23 protein-coding genes, 1 pseudogene and 1 other annotated feature are annotated in these 21,470 nt (G+C 41.4%); of the genes and pseudogenes, 3 read left to right on the top strand and 21 right to left on the bottom strand.

Features of this window, described 5'->3' with window-relative positions; genetic code table 11:
* Positions 1 to 127 precede the first annotated feature (127 nt).
* The 4 genes from KB559_RS04520 to KB559_RS04505 all read right to left on the bottom strand — a co-directional run bounded on the left by KB559_RS04520 (position 128) and on the right by KB559_RS04505 (position 3,511).
* Positions 128 to 511, bottom strand: a complete 384-nt coding sequence (locus KB559_RS04520; RefSeq protein WP_211020524.1) for a winged helix-turn-helix transcriptional regulator — start codon at positions 509 to 511, stop codon at positions 128 to 130.
* 128 nt (positions 512 to 639) lie between these two features.
* Positions 640 to 1,197 (bottom strand): 6-phospho-3-hexuloisomerase, encoded by a 558-nt coding sequence (gene hxlB, locus KB559_RS04515; protein WP_211020523.1) that lies wholly within the window; start codon positions 1,195 to 1,197, stop codon positions 640 to 642.
* A gap of 4 nt (positions 1,198 to 1,201) precedes the next feature.
* Positions 1,202 to 1,834, bottom strand: a complete 633-nt coding sequence (gene hxlA / locus KB559_RS04510) for a 3-hexulose-6-phosphate synthase (RefSeq protein WP_211020522.1) — start codon at positions 1,832 to 1,834, stop codon at positions 1,202 to 1,204.
* 222 nt (positions 1,835 to 2,056) lie between these two features.
* Positions 2,057 to 3,511 (bottom strand): DHA2 family efflux MFS transporter permease subunit, encoded by a 1,455-nt coding sequence (locus tag KB559_RS04505; protein WP_211020521.1) that lies wholly within the window; start codon positions 3,509 to 3,511, stop codon positions 2,057 to 2,059.
* 166 nt (positions 3,512 to 3,677) lie between these two features.
* On the opposite strand from KB559_RS04505, the gene KB559_RS04500 reads away from it, so the two are divergent.
* The gene (locus tag KB559_RS04500; RefSeq protein WP_211020520.1) at positions 3,678 to 4,283 is read left to right on the top strand and encodes a TetR/AcrR family transcriptional regulator; all 606 of its coding nucleotides are present in this window, start codon (positions 3,678 to 3,680) and stop codon (positions 4,281 to 4,283) included.
* A gap of 77 nt (positions 4,284 to 4,360) precedes the next feature.
* On the opposite strand, the gene KB559_RS04495 is transcribed toward KB559_RS04500, so the two are convergent.
* The 6 genes from KB559_RS04495 to KB559_RS04470 all read right to left on the bottom strand — a co-directional run bounded on the left by KB559_RS04495 (position 4,361) and on the right by KB559_RS04470 (position 10,619).
* The gene (locus KB559_RS04495) at positions 4,361 to 5,758 is read right to left on the bottom strand and encodes a catalase (protein WP_211020519.1); all 1,398 of its coding nucleotides are present in this window, start codon (positions 5,756 to 5,758) and stop codon (positions 4,361 to 4,363) included.
* A gap of 117 nt (positions 5,759 to 5,875) precedes the next feature.
* A complete protein-coding gene (locus KB559_RS04490) occupies positions 5,876 to 6,742 on the bottom strand; it encodes a GNAT family N-acetyltransferase (RefSeq protein ID WP_211020518.1) in 867 nt (288 codons plus the stop codon).
* A 153-nt stretch (positions 6,743 to 6,895) separates the two neighbouring features.
* Positions 6,896 to 7,130 (bottom strand) — a binding site (T-box leader).
* 187 nt (positions 7,131 to 7,317) lie between these two features.
* On the bottom strand, positions 7,318 to 7,839 hold the full coding sequence (locus KB559_RS04485) for a TetR/AcrR family transcriptional regulator (RefSeq protein WP_211020517.1): 522 nt from the start codon (positions 7,837 to 7,839) through the stop codon (positions 7,318 to 7,320).
* A 154-nt stretch (positions 7,840 to 7,993) separates the two neighbouring features.
* Positions 7,994 to 8,560 carry an NAD(P)H-dependent oxidoreductase gene (locus KB559_RS04480; protein ID WP_211020516.1) on the bottom strand — a complete coding sequence of 189 codons (567 nt, stop codon included), beginning with the start codon at positions 8,558 to 8,560 and terminating at the stop codon, positions 7,994 to 7,996.
* Positions 8,561 to 8,992: 432 nt separating this feature from the next.
* The gene (gene rarD, locus KB559_RS04475; RefSeq protein ID WP_211020515.1) at positions 8,993 to 9,871 is read right to left on the bottom strand and encodes an EamA family transporter RarD; all 879 of its coding nucleotides are present in this window, start codon (positions 9,869 to 9,871) and stop codon (positions 8,993 to 8,995) included.
* 520 nt (positions 9,872 to 10,391) lie between these two features.
* Positions 10,392 to 10,619 (bottom strand): hypothetical protein, encoded by a 228-nt coding sequence (locus tag KB559_RS04470; RefSeq protein ID WP_211020514.1) that lies wholly within the window; start codon positions 10,617 to 10,619, stop codon positions 10,392 to 10,394.
* A 115-nt stretch (positions 10,620 to 10,734) separates the two neighbouring features.
* Here KB559_RS04470 and KB559_RS04465 point away from each other — a divergent pair, with 115 nt between their 5' ends.
* Positions 10,735 to 11,190, top strand: a complete 456-nt coding sequence (locus tag KB559_RS04465; protein WP_211020513.1) for a hypothetical protein — start codon at positions 10,735 to 10,737, stop codon at positions 11,188 to 11,190.
* A gap of 131 nt (positions 11,191 to 11,321) precedes the next feature.
* On the opposite strand, the gene KB559_RS04460 is transcribed toward KB559_RS04465, so the two are convergent.
* The 8 genes and pseudogenes from KB559_RS04460 to KB559_RS25555 all read right to left on the bottom strand — a co-directional run.
* Positions 11,322 to 12,380 carry a suppressor of fused domain protein gene (locus tag KB559_RS04460; RefSeq protein ID WP_211020512.1) on the bottom strand — a complete coding sequence of 353 codons (1,059 nt, stop codon included), beginning with the start codon at positions 12,378 to 12,380 and terminating at the stop codon, positions 11,322 to 11,324.
* 104 nt (positions 12,381 to 12,484) lie between these two features.
* Complete coding sequence (gene gshAB, locus KB559_RS04455) at positions 12,485 to 14,818, bottom strand: bifunctional glutamate--cysteine ligase GshA/glutathione synthetase GshB (protein WP_211020511.1); 2,334 nt, start codon at positions 14,816 to 14,818, stop codon at positions 12,485 to 12,487.
* Positions 14,819 to 14,907: 89 nt separating this feature from the next.
* Complete coding sequence (locus KB559_RS04450) at positions 14,908 to 15,213, bottom strand: ArsR/SmtB family transcription factor (protein WP_282103121.1); 306 nt, start codon at positions 15,211 to 15,213, stop codon at positions 14,908 to 14,910.
* 93 nt (positions 15,214 to 15,306) lie between these two features.
* Positions 15,307 to 15,726 (bottom strand): arsenate reductase (thioredoxin), encoded by a 420-nt coding sequence (gene arsC / locus KB559_RS04445; RefSeq protein ID WP_211020510.1) that lies wholly within the window; start codon positions 15,724 to 15,726, stop codon positions 15,307 to 15,309.
* Between the two features lie 16 nt (positions 15,727 to 15,742).
* Positions 15,743 to 16,804 (bottom strand): ACR3 family arsenite efflux transporter, encoded by a 1,062-nt coding sequence (gene arsB / locus KB559_RS04440; RefSeq protein WP_211020509.1) that lies wholly within the window; start codon positions 16,802 to 16,804, stop codon positions 15,743 to 15,745.
* A gap of 223 nt (positions 16,805 to 17,027) precedes the next feature.
* Complete coding sequence (locus tag KB559_RS04435; RefSeq protein ID WP_211020508.1) at positions 17,028 to 17,348, bottom strand: ArsR/SmtB family transcription factor; 321 nt, start codon at positions 17,346 to 17,348, stop codon at positions 17,028 to 17,030.
* Positions 17,349 to 17,443: 95 nt separating this feature from the next.
* Positions 17,444 to 17,665, bottom strand: a complete 222-nt coding sequence (locus KB559_RS04430; RefSeq protein WP_211020507.1) for an XRE family transcriptional regulator — start codon at positions 17,663 to 17,665, stop codon at positions 17,444 to 17,446.
* 158 nt (positions 17,666 to 17,823) lie between these two features.
* A pseudogene (locus tag KB559_RS25555) lies at positions 17,824 to 18,024 on the bottom strand (CatA-like O-acetyltransferase); the annotation flags it as partial.
* A 123-nt stretch (positions 18,025 to 18,147) separates the two neighbouring features.
* Between KB559_RS25555 and KB559_RS04420 the strand changes: the two are divergent.
* On the top strand, positions 18,148 to 19,218 hold the full coding sequence (locus KB559_RS04420; protein WP_211020506.1) for a hypothetical protein: 1,071 nt from the start codon (positions 18,148 to 18,150) through the stop codon (positions 19,216 to 19,218).
* A 60-nt stretch (positions 19,219 to 19,278) separates the two neighbouring features.
* On the opposite strand, the gene KB559_RS04415 is transcribed toward KB559_RS04420, so the two are convergent.
* The 3 genes from KB559_RS04415 to KB559_RS04405 all read right to left on the bottom strand — a co-directional run bounded on the left by KB559_RS04415 (position 19,279) and on the right by KB559_RS04405 (position 21,462).
* A complete protein-coding gene (locus tag KB559_RS04415; protein ID WP_211020505.1) occupies positions 19,279 to 19,683 on the bottom strand; it encodes a hypothetical protein in 405 nt (134 codons plus the stop codon).
* A 409-nt stretch (positions 19,684 to 20,092) separates the two neighbouring features.
* Positions 20,093 to 20,572: a hypothetical protein gene (locus KB559_RS04410; RefSeq protein WP_211020504.1), complete on the bottom strand. Its 480-nt coding sequence runs from the start codon at positions 20,570 to 20,572 to the stop codon at positions 20,093 to 20,095.
* The gene (locus tag KB559_RS04405) at positions 20,569 to 21,462 is read right to left on the bottom strand and encodes an ADP-ribosylglycohydrolase family protein (protein WP_211020503.1); all 894 of its coding nucleotides are present in this window, start codon (positions 21,460 to 21,462) and stop codon (positions 20,569 to 20,571) included. Before KB559_RS04405 ends, KB559_RS04410 begins: the two co-directional genes overlap by 4 nt.
* Between the last annotated feature and the right edge of the window lie 8 nt (positions 21,463 to 21,470).

The following is a 21,470-nucleotide window of genomic DNA, read 5'->3' as shown; positions in this document are numbered from 1 at the left end:
TTCTATCTTGCGTGTTTCCCTATGGTTGCTTTCAAACGCAAAAAGAATCGAGCTCTTGTCGCATTTGAAATGACAAGAACTTGATTCTAATAAATTTAAATATGTTAAATTAACGTGGAAGGCACGATTATAATGCAGGTTCCTTGCAAGTTCTCCCGTCTTTCCAAATGACTTGCTCCCCGTAATTTTTCCCCCAGTTGTACATCATCTTCAAAATGGGCACGAGACTCTCGCCGTGCTCAGTCAACGAATATTCGACCCGAGGCGGAACTTCAGGGTACACTTTACGAATTACCAACTGATCCTCTTCCAATTCGCGTAGCTGATTCGTCAACATCTTCTGCGTAATGTGAGGAATTAATCTTTTCAGTTCGCTAAAGCGTTTCTTTCCTTCCATCCCAAGATGCCACAGAATAATTAATTTCCACTTGCCACCGATGACGGCCAGTGTCAATTCCTTCTCGCAGTTAATTTTCATCAAATCGATTCGATCCTTTACCTCGTTTGCCATAATCATCACCCCCGGACAGTATACCATAAAGTGTCTGCACACCCTCCCATAGTCACAATGTAGTTACTATGAATGGAAGTCCTCACCAGAACAGCGAGGACTTCCAAGAAATTTTATTAGAGATCCAATTACTCCAGGTTGGCATGCCTGCCGTACATCCGGCTGGAATCCAGTCCCGTTTTATCCATCAACCTCAAAATGATGGCCTCATAAAATATCAGTAAAGTCTGTTCAAACAAAGATGCCATCGGTTGTATAGTTGAATGGTCGCCGCTTGCTTGATCCTTAGGCAAACCTGGCAGTTTAACAACAGCATCCGCCAAACTCCCGATCGTCGACTCTGGGGTGATTGTGATTGCAGTAACAGACGCCCCCAGACTTTTCGCTTTTTGAGCCATCGGAATCAAGCTTCTTGTTTCCCCTGAGCCCGTCCCGATAATCAGGACATCGTCCTTGTCGATTCCAGGAGTTATCGTGTCCCCTACTACATAGGCATTTATTCCGACATGCATCAGCCTCATGGCGAAAGCCCGTCCAATCAAACCTGATCTTCCTGCACCGGCGACAAACACTTTGTCGGATTGTATAATGATATCGGCAAAAGTTTCGGCATCCGAATCGGCAATCTGTTCAACCGATCGATGCAGCTCATTGACGATTTCGACTGCATAATTAGTTGTTTTCATTAGGTTATGCCTGCTTAACCAATCTTTTCATTTCAGCTGCAGTTGCCTTCTTGTCCTCTTGACCGGTAATGCCGCCACCTACAATAACCAGATCTGGATTAGCATCGATAACTTCAGGCAGCGTACTTAGCTTGATTCCGCCTGCAATTGCCGTTTTAGCATTTTTGACCACTCGTCTGATTGCAGATAGCTCCTCAAAAGAGTTTTTGCCTGCCGCTTGATGGTCATAACCAGAGTGGACGCAGATGTAATCTACACCAAGCTCGTCGATTTCTTTGGCTCTGCCTTCAATATCCTTTACATTAATCATGTCGACCATTATTTTTTTGTTTTGTTTTCTTGCTTCTGCGACGGCGCCCTGAATCGTCAAATCGTCCGATACTCCCAGAACGGTAATAATATCCGCTCCCGCTTCGGATGCTTTCATGACCTCATATCCACCCGCATCCATAATTTTCAGATCGGCCAAAACACGCAAAGACGGAAATGCTTCTTTGATCTCCTTTACCGCTCTCAACCCTTCGTTAATGACGACCGGCGTGCCGATTTCGACGATATCTATATACTCCGCCACTTCCTTAACTACTTGTTTTGCTCCAGGAATGTCTACAAGATCCAATGCCAATTGAAGTTCCATATGATGATGTCTCCTTTAAAAGTTTTTATTGTTATCAACACCACACATTGTAGAACCTTAGTTTCATCTTAGGAAGTAGGCACTTTGCCGTGGGGTAGTTACCTGGAGGAAACCGCTTTACAATATTTTTGCCTATTGTTAAAATGAAGGATTTAGAGAAGTAAGAGAAATACCTGGAGTATCATTCATTTCATTAATGGAAAGGTAATAGGCTATTCAATCTCACTTAAAATGGCGGTTTGACTTGAGCAGCAGACTGAACAACGCTCCTGATAAAGCAATGCAAGCCGCTAATAAGAAGGTATCAGAGTATGCTTTCATTTCTGCCAATGGTGTATTACCGCCTACCATCGTTATTCGCACGTTGGCTCGGATTGCCAAAAAGTTACTCAAACCAGCAATTGCGATAGGAATCACTAAGTTGGAACTTGCTGAGGTTAAAGGTGTTACCCGACTGATTAAATCCGATGGAGCTGATTCCAGGATATAAGTATTAAGAGACATCATACAAAGTCCCATTCCAATTCCGAGCAACCCTACAATTCCCCCAGTCAGCCCCCCTCCTATGTTCTGGCCGATTTGTGAAAGCAGTAATAAAGCCAGGGAAATCGTCCCTAAACCCAAACAAGCAAGTGGACGTATACCAACCTTATCAAAAAGTCTTCCGCTGATCGGCATAAGTAGGCCAGATGTTATAGCCAGCATACTCATGACCAGACCTGCCTGGAATGGGCTATACCCTTTAAAATTTTGAAGATACTGCGGGATAAATACTAGTGATCCGTTTAATGCTATATATTGAATCCAACTCACAAATACTCCTCTTCGAAAGCTGACTTTTCTGAATGCCTGAAGAGCTAGAAGTGGATGTGGATGTCTTATCTCATGAAACCACAGCCAAATTAGTAAAATGACACTGACTCCCCCCAATAACCAAAGAAACCATTGTGAAGCATCCATATTTATGCTTAAAGCTAGTAATACAAAGGCTACGGGCGCTAAAAACAAGCCAACTAAATCTAAGGATGGCTTATCGTAAGAGGATCTAGATGGTTTTAGTGAATTCGCCTTAAGCAAATAACGTGTTCCTAAATAAACAGTAATCATTCCTAAAGGAAGATTGATGAGAAAAATCCATTGCCAACCGATAGATTCTAACAGCCAACCAGATAAAACAGGCCCTGAGGCCGGTGCCAGTAGCATCGGAATACCGAGCATGCCCATGACCCGCCCCTTCATGTTATCCGGTGCGAGGCGAAAAACCATAGCCATTCCGATCGGTTGAACCATACCTCCTCCAAACCCTTGAATTATTCGATAGACAGTTAATTGCAAGGGGTTCTGTGCCATAGCACATAGCAACGATCCAATTACAAAAAAGATAATTGTTATGATGTAAGCTTTTGCTGAACCGAATCTGTCCGAGAACCATCCAGCTAGCGGAATAGTTACCGACATTGCTAACATATAACCTGTAATTACCCATTGTAAGGTATCAAAAGAAACTCCAAAATCACTAGTCAAGCTGGGAATGGCTACATTCATGGCGGTGCTATTTATCATCACCATCATCATTCCAGGGATAATGGCCACAAGCGTAAGTAAGAACGACCTCCGTTGAGACAGCTCATTCTGTAGTCTTGAAGATGCCCCTGTGCCTCTATACTGATTCTTCATATCAAGTCTCCTTTACTAAACATCGTGTTGATTAACTTCTATCTGCTGATTATAATGAGAACAACAAAAAAATCGATGATCACAAATAATCGTAATGTTCATTAATCAACGGCAAGTTATAAAATGATAAGTAAAGTTACTATTTTGTATAGGAGAAGGTATCGCTGTGAATGAAAAAATTGACCGAAGGGTTCTTAGGACTCGTACACTTTTAAGAAAAGTTTTGCTTGATTTGGCTTCCGAAAAACCACTGAAAAGCATCACTGTAAAAGAACTGACGGATACAGCCGGACTAAATAGAGGGACATTTTATTTGCACTATCAGGACATTCATGATTTTTATGAACTGTATAAAAATGAGATATTGGAACAATTTAACAACATTATAAAGAAGCTTGGCCACACTCGTGAAACCACGAAGCCCTTTATGGATCCCCCTTCAGGTTTTGTACGCCCATTCGAGTACGTCCTTGAAGAAAAACAATTTTTCAAAATATTCATGGGTTTTGGAGGCGACACTAATATTTCATTTCAAATGACTGAGCTAATCAATCAACAGTTTATTAATGCCTATCGCGCAAATCATCAACAGATGAAGTCAGCGGATATTCCTGTGAAACAAAAATACTTATTTGCTTATCTTGCTTCAGCCTATGTCGGGACAATACAATTTTGGATTCAACGAGATTTCGATTTATCACCAACAGATATGACTGTTTTATTCTCACAAATTTCGAGGCTAGGATCCGCGCATATAACATTTCCTGTTTAGATATCTTCTTGTTCCTCGACAAAAAAGGTCAACCTATGGATGGGTTGACCTCCTTCACCTTCATGTAATTCCGCGAATCATCCCTTCTTCGGTGCGGCGATTTGTCGTCCTACCCTTTCGGCTAATGTTGCATCAGCCTGGTATAAATAGCCTAACACAACCCTCTGAATCTCAGGAGAAGCCGCCGATAAATCACCGGCGAGGTTCTGAACAAGATGATCCTGCTGAACCTGTGTGAGCGATTGGTAGAATTGTCCCGCTTGCGTGAAATTATCGGCATTCGGTATTTCGGATCGAACGAGCCGGCCGGCAACATAGCGCCCTGCCCCGCTCGTTACCTGATCAGTCGGTGACCAGTTTGCTTGATGGTTAATCGGAATTTTGCGGAAATCCGATCCAAGGCGATGCCGCTGTGAATCCCAATAAATATTACTGCGGCCTTGCAGCATTTTATCATCGGACAGCTCGGCACCATCAAGAAGATTTGACGGGGAGAATGCCAGCTTCTCGACCTGCTCCTGATAATTAGTGGGGTTCTTATCCAATACGAGTCGACCAACTGGCAGCAGCGGGTATTGACGCACATCCCACACTTTCGTGTCATCCAGCGGATCGAACGACAGCGTCGCCTCATCCTGTGGGTTCATCAACTGCACATATAGCCCGTATTGGACGGGTGTGCCTTTAGCAATCGTGTCATACAGATCTTTACCCGAATAATCCGGGTTCTCGCAGGCCAAGCGAGCCGCTTCTTGCGCATCGATATATTGCTCCCCAGCCAGCGGAATCCAGTGATATTTGACGTAGAAACGTGCGTTCTGTGCATTTTTCCAAACATAGGTGTTAACACTGTGTCCTGGCATATGGCGGAAACTTTTGAGCGTCCCTTCGTCCGAGTATAGACGTACAACGAAATGGGTTGCCTCTGGTGCTGTAGCAATGAAACCCCAAAATCGATTCGGATCAATGAGATTGTTGACCGGTGATGGTAGAATAGCATGAATTGACTCAGGGAACCGGATCGGGTCTCGTACGAGGAACACAGGGATATGATTACAGAGCAGATCAAAGACGCCATGCTCGGTATAAAATTTCGTCGAGAAACCACGCACGTTACGGGATGTATCTGGTGTCCCTTTGTTACTGACCGCAAATGAGAAACGAACTGTAACAGGTACCCTTTGTCCCGGCTGCTGCAAAAAGCACAGGTTCGTATAATTGGCCATCGAGTTAAGGGTTTCAAAATAACCCAAGGCACCAAACCCCTTAACGTGGACCGGACGCTCTAAAATCTTTTCGTGGACAAATGTTTCAAGTGTTTCATGCAGCATGCTGTCCTGTTCCAGAATCGGTCCCCGTTCCCCTACCGTTTGCGAATGGTGTTCCGGCGACTGCTTTGCATTCCATTGTGATTGAGCATTGCCTCCCTGCCAGCTTCGACCGTTTGCCTGATTGTTAGCTTTGTTACCGTCCATTGATCCGCCTCCCATACCTACATTCACGGGGATATATATGCATGGCTACGTACGGTTATGACAGCATGTCAAATTGTACCGAAATGAGTCAATGTGCATTCTGTCCGCATCATTCTACTATTCAAATTTTAGCTGGAGCGAATCGCAAATCGGCATATAGCCTATCTTTTGATAGATGCTATTTGATGTGGGATTTGCTAAGTCCGTATATAAGACGCACTTAGTAAACCCTCTATCCAATGCAAGTTGGCTCATTTGCGCCACAATTGAAGTAGCGTAACCCTTCCTGCGCTCATATGGAGGAGTATATACAAACGCAACGCCAATAGCCGTCTGCATTTCCCTTGTATATCCTGCCATAGAAACGGGGATCCCGTTGTCCTCTAAAATATAGAGTTTTTTCGATGCTATTCGGTAGAGGTATGGGTCTGCATGTTGCGGGATGGACATTTCTGTTTTGCCATAACTCCCCGCTGCATAAAATGCTTCAGCCCAGTATGGGAAAAAGTGAATATCCTTTTCATCCAGCAATCGAACGATACCAACCTTTGGAATGTCCGGGTTTACTGCCGTAAGTTCATATATACGTTGGCTCATGGTTGTTTTAAAGGTTATTCCCTTACGCAAGGTATAATCTTTGGCAAAATACTCTGCCAAGGTTTTTTCCGTTATCACACCTGGAATTTCACGGTCCTTCAGCCGATCTATCAGACAGTTTATAGCTTCCGGGTTAATTATGTTGTCTGTTGCATAAAGCGTAATGTTGTGTGGCGGTGTCATATTGGCGGTAAGTTGTATGCCGTTTGCATCCGAAATAGTTGCCATAAGCCAATTTACAGGGTCACGCCAGTCTGTTTTGTCTTTTCCTTCATGCCCAATTATGATATTGCCAAGAGGAATCAAATTTTGTGCTTCATGACGCATCAGCACATCGTAGGTATCATTGTAAAATTCATGCACATTCGAATACAACTTGAATTGCATTGCAATATCACCCTTTCATTCTCTAGAGTTTACTTCTGAAATTTAACCAAGCCTGTTGAACTGTACTAATTCCTACCCAAAGATCAATTTTCTCATTCGATAACCCCCCAATTAAATATTACATTTATGAAGACGCAAAAAAGCCCCATCCCATTAAGGGACGGAGCTGCTCCGCGTTACCACCCTGATTGACGTTTATAATAAACGCCCTCTTAGCCATCGTCCAACAACGATGCTTCTTTGTAACGGTAGAATCCCGGGCCCATCTACTATAATTCGGGGGCCAGCTCTGAGGTGATTTTTTGATTCGGATATCCGCTGCCTCGCACCAACCGGCAGTTCTCTGAACGGCGTTTCCGGATCTACTTGTCCTCTTCATCGCATTTGGTAATTAATAATTAAGTTAAATATATAGATATGCGCTATATTCTGTCAATAACTCAAATAACAACAGCTCGTAGGATATATTGCTGCCGAATATAGTTGAACCAGTTCTTTACCATAATCCGTATACCTAAAATTAATCGATCAATCACTAACTAGGAATTATTAATCATCTAAAACTAATTTCTGCCTCAACGTTTCATCAATTCCGGCATTTCGATAGCCACTGCGACATTGCACAGCATTCCACGGGCAAGGAACAGCATGGTGCGCTCTTCAGGGTTTGCTATGCCGGCGTTGTAAAAAGCCTTAAGGACCATCTCTCGTACTTGTTTAAACCCTTCACGCATCGCCTCTTGAATGGCTTCCTCCCGAATGCACTGCGCTTGTAACTGCAAAAACATCTCATTTTGGTGTTTCATCTGAATGCCCTCGTACTCTTGGATTAATAGCTGCTCAAGCGTTTCGGAAGGCGCCGTCTCCACTATTTTACGGAACGATTCAATGACCCGAGTCCAGGACACCTCAATCGCTGTCAACAGTAGCTGCTCCTTTGTCGCGAAGAATCGGAACACATAAGGCTGGGAGATGTTCGCCCTTTTCGCCACCTGTGCTGTCGTCGCCCGGTAATAGCCTAATTCCGAGAATACTTCGATCGCTGCGGAAACAATATCCGCTTTTCTATTGACCGATGTAGTATCGGATTTTCCCATTTCATGTTCCTCCCTATCGAAGGTGATTTGATCAATAAAAGACTATTATACTAAGGACGAAGAATCATTTCAATGCGCACAGTTGGAGAAACTAATATCTTTCCGTAATAAACGGACGAAGAATCCGGACCCATTTTTTCAATAATATTAATACTTACGCTTTACCTATTAACTCCTCGATCTGCTTCAACCAAGCCGTTCGTGTCATCTCGTCCGAGCTCGGTACAGACTCGAAAAATATATGGTGCAAAACTTCTAAGCCACAATATTCAAAGATGCCTTTGTCGGAAGTTAATAGTAGCGCCTTATCCATGCCAATGGCTGCATACTGGTCATGAGATTTCCCTTGCGTGTTAATAATGGCGACTTTTTTGCCCTTCAGCAATCCCTTCTGCTCCCCATTCACGTAACGGTAGGCAAATCCGTAAGTAAAGACACGCTCAATATAGCCTTTGACGATAGCAGGTAATCCGGTCCACCATATTGGATAGATGAAAGTGATGACGTCCGCCCACTTCAAATATTCTTGCTCCTGTTCAATGTCCTCGCCGATTCCACCCAAAATTTCACTGCTACTGATGACGGCTTGAAACTCCATCGCGTACAAATCGCGCACGACAACTTCATGCCCTTTTTCCTGAAGGCTACGGACTGTGGTCTCTAGAATGGCATGGTTAAAGCTTTCTTTTCTCGGATGGGCATACACAATCAAATGGTTCATAGGGATGTCTCCTTTCAATTTGCAAGCTTAGTAAATTGGTTATTGATTGATCAATCACAATTATTGATAATGAAAATCTGTAGTGAGCCTCTACCTTAATTTATGGTTAAAACACTTTTCTCCATTGATACGTTCTTAACGGATAACATCAGTAAACCTGAGTCAGTGAAAAAAAATGAATGGTCCACAACAAGGATCAAAGGGAATGGTTTGACCTTATTCAAGGTGAGGTTGTCTCTACAATTAGTGATTGATCAATCACTAACATGTTGATATTGTATGTTATCTTTTCCAATAATGCAACCCATATTCCATCAGAACGTATTTTCAAGTTAGCCATTTAGTTAATTTGACCACAAAAAGAAAACAGCCACCTCCTCCCCAGTGGGCGGAAATGGCTGATATGAAGTTACCGGATGGACGGGCTTGCCGTCAGCTCGCCTTCGCGAGTTTCGTGGCGCGAACCGATGCCGTGGCGTATACGACAAGCGCTGTCCAGATAAGTGAGAAGCCGATGAGAAGAACCGGCGAGACCGATTCCTTGAACACGAAAATGCTCAGTAACAGCATGATCGTCGGTCCGATGTATTGTACGAAGCCGAGCGTGGACAGAGACATCCGGGCTGCTGCTCGCGCGAAGAAAAGCAGCGGCAGCGCTGTTACTACGCCTGAAAGAAGCAGTTCAACGAATGTGGACGCGGGTAGCGTCCATGCCGTCGTCTTTCCCGCGGCGGCCAAGTAGATCCAGTAGCCGAGCGCAATTGGCAGGACTACAGCCGTCTCCGACAGCAGGCCTACAGTAGCGTCTTGTCCGATCTTCTTCTTCGCGAGGCCGTACAAGCCAAACGTTGCGGCCAGTGAGATCGAGATCCACGGGAATCTTCCGTAGTCGATGGCGATGATGAGCACCGCGGCGCCGGCGATGGCAATCGCGAGCCATTGGCCACGGTTTGGCTTCTCACGAAGGAAGACAACCGCAAGCAGCACGTTCAGCAACGGGTTCAAATAATAGCCGAGACTTGTCTCGACGACATGGTCGTTGTTGACAGCCCAAATGAAGATGAGCCAATTTGCAGCGATCAGCAGTCCGCTGGCGGTGAGCGACAGCAGGAGCGAGCGGCTAGACGCAATCCGCTTCATGTCTCCCCAGCGTCGCTGGATTGCGACGAGAATCCCCATAAAGACGAACGACCAGACAACCCGATGCGACAGAATCTCGCCTGCTGGCACATCGTTAAACAACTTCCAATAAAGCGGGAGAATCCCCCACATGATATACGCGATAATAGCATTGATCAATCCGTTATTCATAATCACATTCCCTCTTCTCACTTCGATGTCTTAACGGATTATACGCCTCGATCATTGTCTAAGTAAAGAGATTCATATTTTTACCGGACAAATCCTACAGATTTTTATTGGATAACATCTATTAATAATGTTCAGGACTTTATTACGAACCAAGGAATCTAAGTAATTCTTATATTGGTCCCAGTCCATAACGTCAGTGCTAATACCGAGTCTTTGATAGATTAACATCGAACGTTCCTTTAACTTTTTATCCATGGTGACAAAAAGATCCGTCCCCGCTGCATAGCTCATATGCTCGATATCGTGTGCACTGCTTTTTATTGCACGTTTCTTATCTGTCTCCAATAACAGTTGGATGGTTAAATACCTGATCAAAGGTTAATTTGCTTAGGTAGACTTCATCAGTACGTTCGGGATGAAATATTTCACGATCATCCATAGTAATAATTCGATAAGCTTCGACGTCCGATGCGAATTCACTTAACTGTCCATATCCCATTCGACGGCTAATATTTTTCAACTATTTATTCTTCTGCTTTGCAACTTGCATACCGCCGATGATCAGCATGATAATCCCAATTACTGCTAGAATAATCCGCACTAAGAATGGACTCAGTGAAAACAACGTTTCACCTTGCAAATGCAATCCGAACAAACTTTCATCCAGCCCCACAATCGCCAATAGTGGATTGAGAAACAAACTCAGGATTAATAACACTGTTCCCCAAATCACATAGCTATTGTTCATTGATTTTTAACCTCTTTTCCAATTAAGATAAATGAAGACAATTACTCTATCATTCTCTGCAATAAAATACTTCCCCTAGGTGTCATATTATTTTTATATTGGAGGAGCCGTCGAGATGCTATCAGAAAAAGTAGTCAATTATTGCAAAAGCAAAAACTGGTGGTTTGAAGACATATTAGAAGAGTATAAAAATGCTTTAATAAAGTTAGGCATCGATTTGGATTCAGATTTTGCTGCATTCTATTTGCATGCAGAGGACGGGCCGACTTTCATTCATAGACGACGTGAAATCTATCAGATTTGTTGGTTTATGGTCAACTCTTCAGATTATAGGTTAGGCATGGAGCGGACTCACGCGGTTTTAAAATTACCTGAAGAATATATTCCTTTGGATAATTTTGATGGGGAGTTCGGCTTTTTCTATAATAAGAACACAGACGAAGTGTTAGGCTTAGGATTAGGTCAGCAGTTAGAAGATTTTTTTGCCGGTAAATTGAATTCGCAATGGAAAAGCTTTAACTCTTTTCTAGAATGGTATTTCGAACTAACAGATTCGTCAGTGACAATATAGTAAAAGTGTAGCGGTTCACCCCCCACCTAATTGCAAATCAAGTCCAAGACTAACAAGGAAAAAGGCTCACTTTCAAAGCGGGCTTTTTTTCCTTGTTATTTTTAGAATTGTTAATCATATCGATCGTTTTTTTATCCGATTGTAGATACCACATTTCCATCTTGATCCTTGATGTATGTTTTGAGGACTCGCAGAATTAAATTTTTATTCGAAGACAAAGTAAGTTCTCCTTCTTTCGACTGAAGTTTGTGTATCAGCTCGTTGACAACCGTTTCATCAAGTTTCACAGTGATCTTGTTCTCGTCTATTTCAAAACCGGTCGATGAAGCGGTCACTAAGGTTATGCTTAACTCTCTGCTCATAAGAATCAAATCTTTACCTTTAAGCAAACGGCCGCGCAGCAGCTTTCCAATCGTACCGGCTTGCTTCGCTCCTAATGTGAGTACAGACGGCTTCTTACTGAAGATACCACTCTTCCCCGATTCCCATGCCAATTGATCCACAAATAAAAATCCGGTGCCCGATCCATCACGATCTATTCCTACTTGAACACTTTCCTGAACAGCTGGAACTTGGAGAACAGAATTACGGGATAAGTCGGTAACATAACCCGGAAGTTCTCCTTCTGCAGCTTCAAGTAATCCTTCTGTACTCCATATTTTCATAGCTTCCAGCTCATCCTCCGTGATCCCGACCACTTGAAGAAACTCAACGAATCCATTAGGCGTATGCAATGCATCCAGCTCTGGATCGGGTATAAAAGCAAGAGCAGTCAGCTTTGTATCGGCTCCCAAACATATAGGTCCATTTGCATCAAAAAAATCACCTGCAGAAAATATATTACCGCTGTTAAATACATATCGCGCCATATTTTGAAGCAGGTTTATCGCCCATGCCGGAGGCTCCTCCTCGTCCTTACCGCGGACCACGCGAAAAGTAAGTTCAAATCCATAACCGCTAAAGTTAAGATCTTTCGATTCCTTCTCATAGAGCTCGGAGAAACCAAAGGTTACAATATGCCAGTGCGGTAAAGGCTTTTCCGCTTTATAAGCACTTAGACCAGCCAAGGGATCTTGACCTCCAAGAAAATAAGGAAGTGAGTTAATATAATGCTTCGGTTTCTGTTCCCCGTATAGTTTTGTTACCGCTTCTTCAATTGCATCCCATCCTGTCGTGTTTTCGTCGCTCATGATTATCCCTCCATCTCGGCTTGTATTAATTCCACCTGAATCTATTATACTAAAATTTAACAATATATTTTAAATAGCCACCGATCTAATGTCGGTGGCATAACTTACGATCTATTTCCGAAAAGCAAATCGAGTATTTTATCATCCGCTTTTCGATTAACACCTTGATATGGGTAACAATGAATGTGAATGGCCGGATTAAAATTAATCTCGATGATGCTGTAATTCTGATGCGTTGCTTCAACGTTAATATCTTTTATCATCATGTCTACGCCACAAAATGTAGCACCGGAAGCCTTGGCGGCGAGAACTGCGATCCGCTTATAACTTGCATCGATTTCGTCCGTAAAATCAATGCTGTCCCCACCGGTACTAATATTGGAGTTTTCTCTTAAATACACGGTCTCTCCTTTGTCAGGAACATCGATAAGACTCTTGGATTGATTTTTTAAAAACATCTTCTCGGCTTCGCCTAACTGAATCTTTTCAAGTGGAGTTTTATATCCCTTCCCTCTTAACGGATCTTTGTTCTTATCATGGATTAACTGCTCGATTGTAGAGATTCCGTCACCAATGATGTTAGCAGGTACCCGATGTAGAATACCGACGACTTCATTACCCATGACCAGGAATCGATACTCCTTCCCCATCACGAATTCTTCAAGCAGTACGGTTCGATCATGTTCAAACGCTATTTTAAATGCTTGCTCGAAATCTTCCTTAGTGAACTGGTTAGTGAAAATCGTGATGCCAAGTCCGAAGTTCGTCGACTTTGGTTTTATTACTATTTGTTTCTCCCGGTACATTTCATAATCATGAATTGCATCGTCAATATTTCGGTATGAAGTACCTTCAGGTACTTGAATCCCTTGCCCCCTCAAAACTTGTTTAGTAACGATTTTATTCTCCATAATCAGTACTGTACTGAACGAGTCTAACGATGTCTTGGTTGCTTGCTTAACGTACTCCTTATGGTCTCCTTTTTGTAGAAGGATGAAGTTTTCATCGCGATCCATGATCTCAAAATGGATTCCACGTTTGACCGCTGCTTTTAATAGTAACTGTGTCGACAGTTCCAAATCTTCAAATCCGGCAAACTTATAGCCTGTTTCTATGCTTTGTTTTGCATATTCCTTAGCTTTAGTTAGATGATATTGCAAGAAATTTGACCCATTGATTTCAGATTTCAAGATAGACGCAAAACCAAGATCAGGATTGAATATAACTTTTCTTTGATCCTCGATCAAATCGACTTGTTGCTGACTTTCCGGAAATATCGTCTTCATCATTTCTTGCATGTTATTAAGGAGTTCCAGCGCCCTTTCTTGCATTGTTGCTGAAGAATCGCTCCCGCCCCATTTACCGCAAATGCCCTGGATCATAAGGGTATCCACATTGAGATTCGCCTTGTGTTGTTCTTCCTTGTTAAACGGCTCATCTTCTTTAAGCAACATATATATCAGGAATAAGTGAATGAATTTCATGGATTGAAGACTTATCCCATTTTTATAAAGTGGATTTAGATCGAACATGCGAAGTTCAAGATAATCAATTCCGTTTTCAAGAAGGCTTTGCAGTTGATTATCCCCTTTTGCCGACTTGATTCGAACGGGACTATAATACTCTTTCGCACTCAGCAGATCCTTGGATTGAACCAAATATTGCAGATCCTGAATATATTCATGAATGGAGTTAAATGAAACATAGTACGGTTTTTCGTTCCGATATCCGCACACACTGTTTCGAAGTGAATTCATATTAGGAAAAAAACGGCTCTCGGTATCTAAATGATCGCTTAAGGATACGCATTGTTCAATGTAAGACTTACTGAATACCGGGCTAGCGCCTGTTAGAAAAATGAGCAGCCAGCGGTATTTCAGCGTATTTCTCGCTACTTTTAGATATAATTGATCTTTGAACGTCTTGAATTCATCATGGCTTTTGGATACTTCATATAACTTTCGTAGAAATCCATCATCAAACGAAAAATTGAAATGAATCCCGCTGAGCAATTGTCTTTTTCGGCCATATTTTTTAGCTAACTCGATTCGGTATTGGTCTTCGAACGGATCGTTCATATGAGCGATAGGAATTTCTTCTTCGCAAGGCAATGCCGGCGGATTGCTGCTGGGCCATAAATATTCATCCGTCAATTCCTGAGTAACAATATCTTGTAGCGCTTCAAGGAAAGAGAACGCTTCTTCTATAGTATTGAATGGCGGAGTAATCAGTTCAACTTGGCTTTCAGAAAAGTCGGTTTTGATGTAAGGATTTTCGTTTTTGTCGCCAAACACCGCAGGGTGAGGGGTTAAGGCAAGGTTGCCGTCTTGGTCAACTCTTACGTTCTCCTTTTCTAACCCAAATTGACCTTTAAGAATTTCACGATTCAAATGTTGTTCGATGATCAAGTTCACAAATTCCTGATTTAATGAAGCCATCTCCGGACCCTTCTTTCATACATTTTAAACAGCTTTTAGCATTTCATCGCATCAATTTTTTTTGATGTATATGTTAAAAAAACAGAATATTATTGTTGTAAAAATACACAGCAGAGCTCTCCAGAAATTAAATTCTGGATTTCATTATTGTTTAATTCATAGTAATTCCACTTACCGATTCGATCCATTAAAATCAACTCTGCATCTAATAGTATTTTCAAATGGTAAGAAAGCTTAGATTGAGGCAAATCAAGAAGGTCAGTCAATTCACAAACGCAAACCTTCCCTTTTTTGTTTAATTCATGGATTATTTTTAACCGATTCTTATCGGAGAGAGCATTGAATTTTTGCTCGTATTTACTGAGCATTGCATCATCAATAGTTGAATGGTTCAATGATTTCACCTTCTCATACAAATCAATTTTATTTGATGGGAAAATTGTATCAGTTTTATAAGCCGAGAAGCAAACTCTCGGCTTAGCATATATTTATTCTCCAGTTTCAGCGAACTTCTTGATGCGTTCTCCAATTTGATCCCGGACATTTTGAAATACAGCCCATTTTTCAGTATCCGTTCCTTGTGCTTTTGCCGGATCATCAAATCCCCAATGTTCACGACGCACGGTTGGAGGAGTAATTGGACATTTATCTGCCGCATCCCCACACAAGGTAACTACTAAATCTGCACTGTTTAGTATTTGGTGGTCGATTATATCGGATGTTTGTTGGGAAATATCTATCCCTACTTCATTCATAGCTTTGACGGCATTCGGATTCAGCCCATGGGCTTCAATGCCAGCGCTATAGATATTCCAGTTGTCTCCTAAGTGTTTTTTTGCCCATCCTTCGGCCATTTGGCTGCGGCATGAGTTTCCTGTGCATAAGAAATAAATCGTCTTTTTTTCCATTGTCATCTAGTCTCCTTTATTCTCCTGATAATGAAGAATCAAAATATTTGCTTTTGATACGTAGCGAAACATTAACCAGTGCGATTAAGACTGGAACTTCAACTAAGGGCCCAATAACCGCGGCAAATGCTACACCTGATTCCAATCCAAACACGCCAATCGCAACTGCAATTGCTAGTTCAAAGTTATTACTAGCTGCGGTAAATGACAGAGACGAAGCTACCGGATAAGATGTGCCTGATTTTTTTGAAATCAAGAACGACAACAAAAACATCACAACAAAATATATGACCATGGGAATTGCTATTCTAACGACATCAAGTGGCAAGGTAATAATCAGATCAGCTTTAAGTGAAAACATTAAGACGATAGTAAATAACAATGCAATTAAGGCTAATGGGCTGATTTTTGGAATGAACACCTTCTCATACCACTCTTTTCCCTTGACTTTGATACCAATAATTCGCGACAACAATCCAGCAAGAAATGGAATACCCAGATAAATCAAAACACTTTTGGCTATTTGCCCCATGGATATATCCACTTCAGCGCCTTGAACACCAAACCACCCAGGTAGGACGGTAATAAAAACATACGTAAATACAGAGTAAAACAAAATTTGAAAGATGGAATTAAATGCGACAAGACCTGCAGTATATTCAGGATCCCCTTTTGCTAAGTCACTCCATACCAGTACCATTGCAATACATCTCGCAAGACCGATCATGATCAATCCGATCATATATTCAGGCATATCACTCAAAAAAAGAATGGCTAACAAAAACATTAAAATCGGTCCAATAATCCAGTTTTGGACTAGGGACAGCAAAAGAACTTTCCAATCCTTGAAAACTCGCCCTAGTTTTTCGTACTTTACTTTAGCTAGAGGTGGATACATCATTACGATTAGTCCGAAGGCTATTGGGATTGAGGTTGTTCCGACCTGCATTTTAGATAAAACTTCGGAGAAATTAGGAATTAATGTAGCCAGTATCAGGCCAACACCCATGGCTCCAAAGATCCAAAAAGTCAAATAACGATCCAGAAAGGATAACCTTTTTGTTGATCCTTGACTCATTTCGCTACGCTCCCCATCATTCAGTATCATTGTTGTATTATAATTTAAATTATACATACATTATTATATAAGTAAATAATTATATGTTTATGCGTGGTGTTGATCACTTTCATCAATGATTCAACATTGACTCCTTAACGACATATAAGCCCCGTTCGAAAAACGACGGGGATCTTAGACGAGTAATTAAATTTTGTACCAATTTAACGCGTATAAAGCAACATTAATCGCAAACTGATTCCTGATTATCAAGCCATTCAATTTTAGAAGATTGGGATGGTATGTGACTAAGAATTTCATTTACAAATGGCTTATCATCGATTGTTAAGGCATAGTAAGTCCACTTACCTCTTCGACTTTCACTCACCAGTCCCCCAGCTTTCATTTTACGAAGGTGCTGACTTATACTTGGTTGAGACATTTGCAGCATATCTACAATATTACAGACGCATAATTCTCTCTCTTTTAGTAACGAAAGAATGGTAAGTCTGGTTTTATCGCTAAGAAGTTTAAATGTCTCTGCCATAGTGTCCAATGTATCCATCTGGTCACCTCCAATTATGTAATTATATGCTTATATAATTGTATTATAATATAACCTTATTATTTTATACAATTTCCCCAATTGAGTCATCGTTCTTATGCAGTATCGTTCGGAATTATCTCATAAAGGTCACGAATTTCACAACCAATGGAGTCGGCAATCGATATGGCCATTTTGAGCGGCATCAATCTTTTGTTTTCAATAAAGTCGTAAACTCGTTCCGGTTTTATTAGTAAGTCTTTTGCCAGACATTCCGCTGATTTTCCGGATTCCATTAATCGTTCATTCAGTAAGCAACGTCCAAGTTCGAATTTCATGAAGCGCTGACCTCCCATATAGGAAACTTAACCTAAAGCTTTGTCCATTGCCGGCATGAATATACTTCATAACTAACGATGAAGTTTCCCATACGTCTCTCCACCGTTTCTTAAATTGCAATCTTCAGTTTATTCATGAGTTACTACATACATAAAATTTAGCAATTATATAGCTGTTTCTGTATATGCTCAACAAATTTCCCTACATGAAAGCCATCTATAAAAGAGTGGTGCACTTGAATAGAAAATGGAAGTGATATTTTCCCGTCTTTCTCATAGAATTTCCCCCAATCAAACATAGGATTGGATTTATCACTTTTCCCTACAAATGTATGAGAAAAATGTGTAAACTGGATCCATGGTAAGGATGAAAATTACTTACATCAGAATGAATATAGTAGCAAGTCCGCGGCAGAGTTGATGTATAATTTCAATAGCGTGTTATTGAATTCTATTTATCAATGAATCGAGGGATCAGAGCTATGATGCTTCAGTCGCTATATGATGAATATATTAATATAAAATTCAATAGAAAATTAACACCCGTTCACATGGACTGCTTCGAGTATGGCTTATGTGAAGATGAGAGTTCAGAGCTGTTCTTGATCGGCAATGAGAAAGAATCGTTCAGCGGATGGATCTCTGAATTACAACCGAGGGATCCCAATTACACGGCAAATCCTGACTGGAAACCCGTACTATCGAAGAGCTTTACTCAGTTAAATGTATACGATGAGCTAATCTTCTACTACCTGTTGTTTACGATGAATACGACAACGTCAATTATGAAGATCAACCCATACAATGCTATGAATGACTTTATGAAGAGTTATTCTTTTTTTCAGTTATCCCAATTGACTGGTGTTACCGCATTAAATGAAGAACAACAAGCTGAGCTTAGAGACTTTTTCTTCTTTTTCTATCTCTATACGCATCCGGTTAATGAGGAAACCCTCAACTCCTTTTCATTTCGTGAGCAGGACTTAATTCATACGAGCACAGGGATCAGGGTGGAACACTATTTTTCTGAATTTCATGATTACTACCGAGACCATTTCGACAAGTATAAGGATCAGATCGGCATTTCCCCTCGGGAAATCGTTTTGTGCAAAAGTTTAACGATGGAGCTGCTACGAATTATCGAGGGAAAATCCAAGCTGGTCATGCCGCCGGAAGAAGGTTTGGAGGATGTATTACAGCTCATCAACAACGTTGATCAACTGATATATAAGAATCTGGATAATAAATCAGAGGTTTATAAAATAATGGAGGATTATTTATCTGTTAAGCGACCTAGCCCTTATCAAGATCATTGCTTTAGAATGCTGTTGCAGAATTATGTCACGTATATCCTTTTCTTTAACTTTGATGAACTTAATGAGCTGGTGGATTACTTCAACCATACTCCGTCCTTTTGCGAAAAAATCATCAATACCATTTTTACCGATGCCATCTTTATTCAGAAGATTCTACGGCAACGTCGTATCGGCATAACCAAGTATAAAAAGATAACTGATTATTTCAACGAGGAAGCAAAGAGTATTTATTTGTAGTCAGGCATGGCGGGACTCGTAAACCTCTTGGCCAAAATCCGAACAGAACTTCATAGTGCGCTACTGATAATAGATCTCTTTCTGCTTCCATCCACCATTTTCATATTCTATAACGGCTCTCAGTTCCACATTTACATGGTCGCCCCAATACCCCATTGTGATCGAGTTTTCAAGGACTGAAATCCACTCAAGTGTCACTAAATAATTTTCTATACCGTAATTACTTTTTTCATAGGCTTCTTTACAAAATAGCTGCACTTCATTATCGAATTCGTCCAGCTTAAATAAAAAAGTTTCAAATACTTGGTGTGAAATATTTTGGATCCCGTCCACTTCTATAGACCAATCCGAATTAGCGGATTCCAATACTACTACCTCTTTTGACTTATCGGCTTTTTCCCATTCCGCCAAAACTTCATTTACGGAGAATCTATTGAATTTAATCAACAGGTTTCGATTTGTCATTGTGCTGATGCCACTTCCTTTATCTTGACGACTTAAACTTCTCTTTATCTTATTGAAACCATTAGGTTTAGACCGCCAAACCTCGTATATTTTTATGATCTAGAAAGTATTCATAAGGTGAGATCTCTTTAATAAGTTTCGAAGGCTTATCATTACAATTCTTGCAGCCAGATCTGTACTCTCCTGCACAACTACATCTGGGGATTTCGCTTTCATCATAATACGATCTAAACAATACATCTCCACAGTGATCGCAAACAAGACCGATTGCATCCAAAAACCCACTCATTCCAGTTAAAGATTTGATTTGAACCCTTGTAGAGGAGGTTTCTGGTTCATCTAGTTGTAATTGAAGTAAATGGATTAGCTCTGAAATTGATTCTTGGATCATAAATCCCTCACCACTTTTTTATAACAGCTTCTGTAAATCATACTCTTTCAATTTTGATTCTACGTATTCCCAAGCACTCGAAAGGTCCCTAAATACCCAACCAATTTCATTTAAAGCTTTAGTACTGTTAATCCCTACAATTAGGGTTTTAACCGCTTCCTCAGATTTATCACCGACTATTAATGCAACGGGAAAGGGTTTATCTCTGTATTTGTAGCTGCCAATATAAAATACATCTTCCAGTTGATCTCCCCACTCGTAAGACAAATCACTTAAATCCAGTATTAGTCCGCCAGGATTCCAAGCTTCTAAAACTGCTTCACCCATGGCTCTCATATATTTTGCGTCTGAATTACCTGCCGAACCAAATCCATACTCCCCAATAAACTTAAGTATCATAATTTTGAGATAATTGACTTCATTAGAGCTACCAATATGAACTTCGTATTCAATTTCGCTCAAATCTTCTAACTTTTTTTGATTTGTGGATATATTCATGATACTCCTCCAAATGATGTCCTCATTTCATATAATTGCGAAATCGTTTCGTCAAGTCTGTCTTTAATGAGAATTGCATTAGCATATCGAGCTGGAACACCTTCGTAGCCGTAATAAATACCTGCCAACCCTCCGGCAATAGCACCAATGGTATCAGAGTCTCCCCCTAGATTTGCCGCCTTCTGCACGACTTCTTCGAAACTGGAAGTATGAAGCAGGATATGCAGCACCCACCGAAAAGTATGTACGATGAAACCGCTTGGCGGACAATCCGGCAGCGCTTCTAAATGTTCTTCGTATTCACTTCTTGCAACCTCTGCCTTTATTGACGTTCTTAAATCCTCCCCTTGCAGTAGACGGTGAGCGATTCGGTTGTACATGACGCAGACTCCGGCACATCTGGGATCATAATGCGTCATTCTGGACTGCATGGTCGTCACTCGTTCAACGTCAGCCAGCTCCTCATAAGCCAGCGCCACCGGCAGGCATCGCATGAGCGAACCATTCCCGCCGCTTTGTCCCATGTCCATGTGAGCAATAAAAGCGGCTTCAAACCAGTCTCCTTGATATTTTTCAAAAACATGGCGAATGATGTTTCCGATATCTTTAGGCCGGGATTGGTACCATTCCATAAAATAATGCCCGATCGCTTCCCGAAGGTCCTCCGGATTTTCGAGGATCCCGTCGGCTACGCAAAGCGTCATCATCGTATCATCGGTTACTTCTCCCGGTTCCAGGTTCCATACCCCGCCGCCGATGATTTCCGTCAAATAGCCATACTGGGCCTTAATCTCCTGTTCGTTCATAAACTCGGTTGTTCCGCCAAGAGCGTCTCCTACAGCGACACCATACATCCCGCCCTTGATGCGGTCCAGTAACTTATTGTCCATTCCAATCC

Origin of the sequence: Paenibacillus sp. Marseille-P2973 (genome assembly GCF_018101095.1) — a bacterium.
Lineage (GTDB): Bacteria > Bacillota > Bacilli > Paenibacillales > Paenibacillaceae > Fontibacillus > Fontibacillus vini.
The sequence above is the reverse complement of the archived record's forward strand: the minus strand, read 5'-3'. Positions and strand labels throughout refer to the sequence as shown.

Excerpts from the sequence above, each read along its gene's own strand:
- hxlA (WP_211020522.1), bottom strand. The coding sequence starts at position 1,834 with ATGGAACTTCAATTGGCATTGGATCTTGTAGACATTCCTGGAGCAAAA.
- gshAB (WP_211020511.1), bottom strand. The coding sequence starts at position 14,818 with ATGGCTTCATTAAATCAGGAATTTGTGAACTTGATCATCGAACAACAT.
- KB559_RS04465 (WP_211020513.1), top strand. The coding sequence starts at position 10,735 with ATGCTATCAGAAAAAGTAGTCAATTATTGCAAAAGCAAAAACTGGTGG.
- KB559_RS04505 (WP_211020521.1), bottom strand. The coding sequence starts at position 3,511 with ATGAAGAATCAGTATAGAGGCACAGGGGCATCTTCAAGACTACAGAAT.
- KB559_RS04415 (WP_211020505.1), bottom strand. The coding sequence starts at position 19,683 with ATGACAAATCGAAACCTGTTGATTAAATTCAATAGATTCTCCGTAAAT.
- KB559_RS04460 (WP_211020512.1), bottom strand. The coding sequence starts at position 12,380 with ATGAGCGACGAAAACACGACAGGATGGGATGCAATTGAAGAAGCGGTA.
- KB559_RS04495 (WP_211020519.1), bottom strand. The coding sequence starts at position 5,758 with ATGGACGGTAACAAAGCTAACAATCAGGCAAACGGTCGAAGCTGGCAG.
- arsC (WP_211020510.1), bottom strand. The coding sequence starts at position 15,726 with ATGGAAAAAAAGACGATTTATTTCTTATGCACAGGAAACTCATGCCGC.
- KB559_RS04490 (WP_211020518.1), bottom strand. The coding sequence starts at position 6,742 with ATGCAATTCAAGTTGTATTCGAATGTGCATGAATTTTACAATGATACC.
- KB559_RS04435 (WP_211020508.1), bottom strand. The coding sequence starts at position 17,348 with ATGGATACATTGGACACTATGGCAGAGACATTTAAACTTCTTAGCGAT.
- arsB (WP_211020509.1), bottom strand. The coding sequence starts at position 16,804 with ATGAGTCAAGGATCAACAAAAAGGTTATCCTTTCTGGATCGTTATTTG.
- rarD (WP_211020515.1), bottom strand. The coding sequence starts at position 9,871 with ATGAATAACGGATTGATCAATGCTATTATCGCGTATATCATGTGGGGG.
- KB559_RS04410 (WP_211020504.1), bottom strand. The coding sequence starts at position 20,572 with ATGAATATATCCACAAATCAAAAAAAGTTAGAAGATTTGAGCGAAATT.
- KB559_RS04430 (WP_211020507.1), bottom strand. The coding sequence starts at position 17,665 with ATGAAATTCGAACTTGGACGTTGCTTACTGAATGAACGATTAATGGAA.
- KB559_RS04405 (WP_211020503.1), bottom strand. The coding sequence starts at position 21,462 with ATGGACAATAAGTTACTGGACCGCATCAAGGGCGGGATGTATGGTGTC.
- KB559_RS04485 (WP_211020517.1), bottom strand. The coding sequence starts at position 7,839 with ATGGGAAAATCCGATACTACATCGGTCAATAGAAAAGCGGATATTGTT.
- KB559_RS04420 (WP_211020506.1), top strand. The coding sequence starts at position 18,148 with ATGATGCTTCAGTCGCTATATGATGAATATATTAATATAAAATTCAAT.
- hxlB (WP_211020523.1), bottom strand. The coding sequence starts at position 1,197 with ATGAAAACAACTAATTATGCAGTCGAAATCGTCAATGAGCTGCATCGA.
- KB559_RS04520 (WP_211020524.1), bottom strand. The coding sequence starts at position 511 with ATGGCAAACGAGGTAAAGGATCGAATCGATTTGATGAAAATTAACTGC.
- KB559_RS04470 (WP_211020514.1), bottom strand. The coding sequence starts at position 10,619 with ATGAACAATAGCTATGTGATTTGGGGAACAGTGTTATTAATCCTGAGT.
- KB559_RS04480 (WP_211020516.1), bottom strand. The coding sequence starts at position 8,560 with ATGAACCATTTGATTGTGTATGCCCATCCGAGAAAAGAAAGCTTTAAC.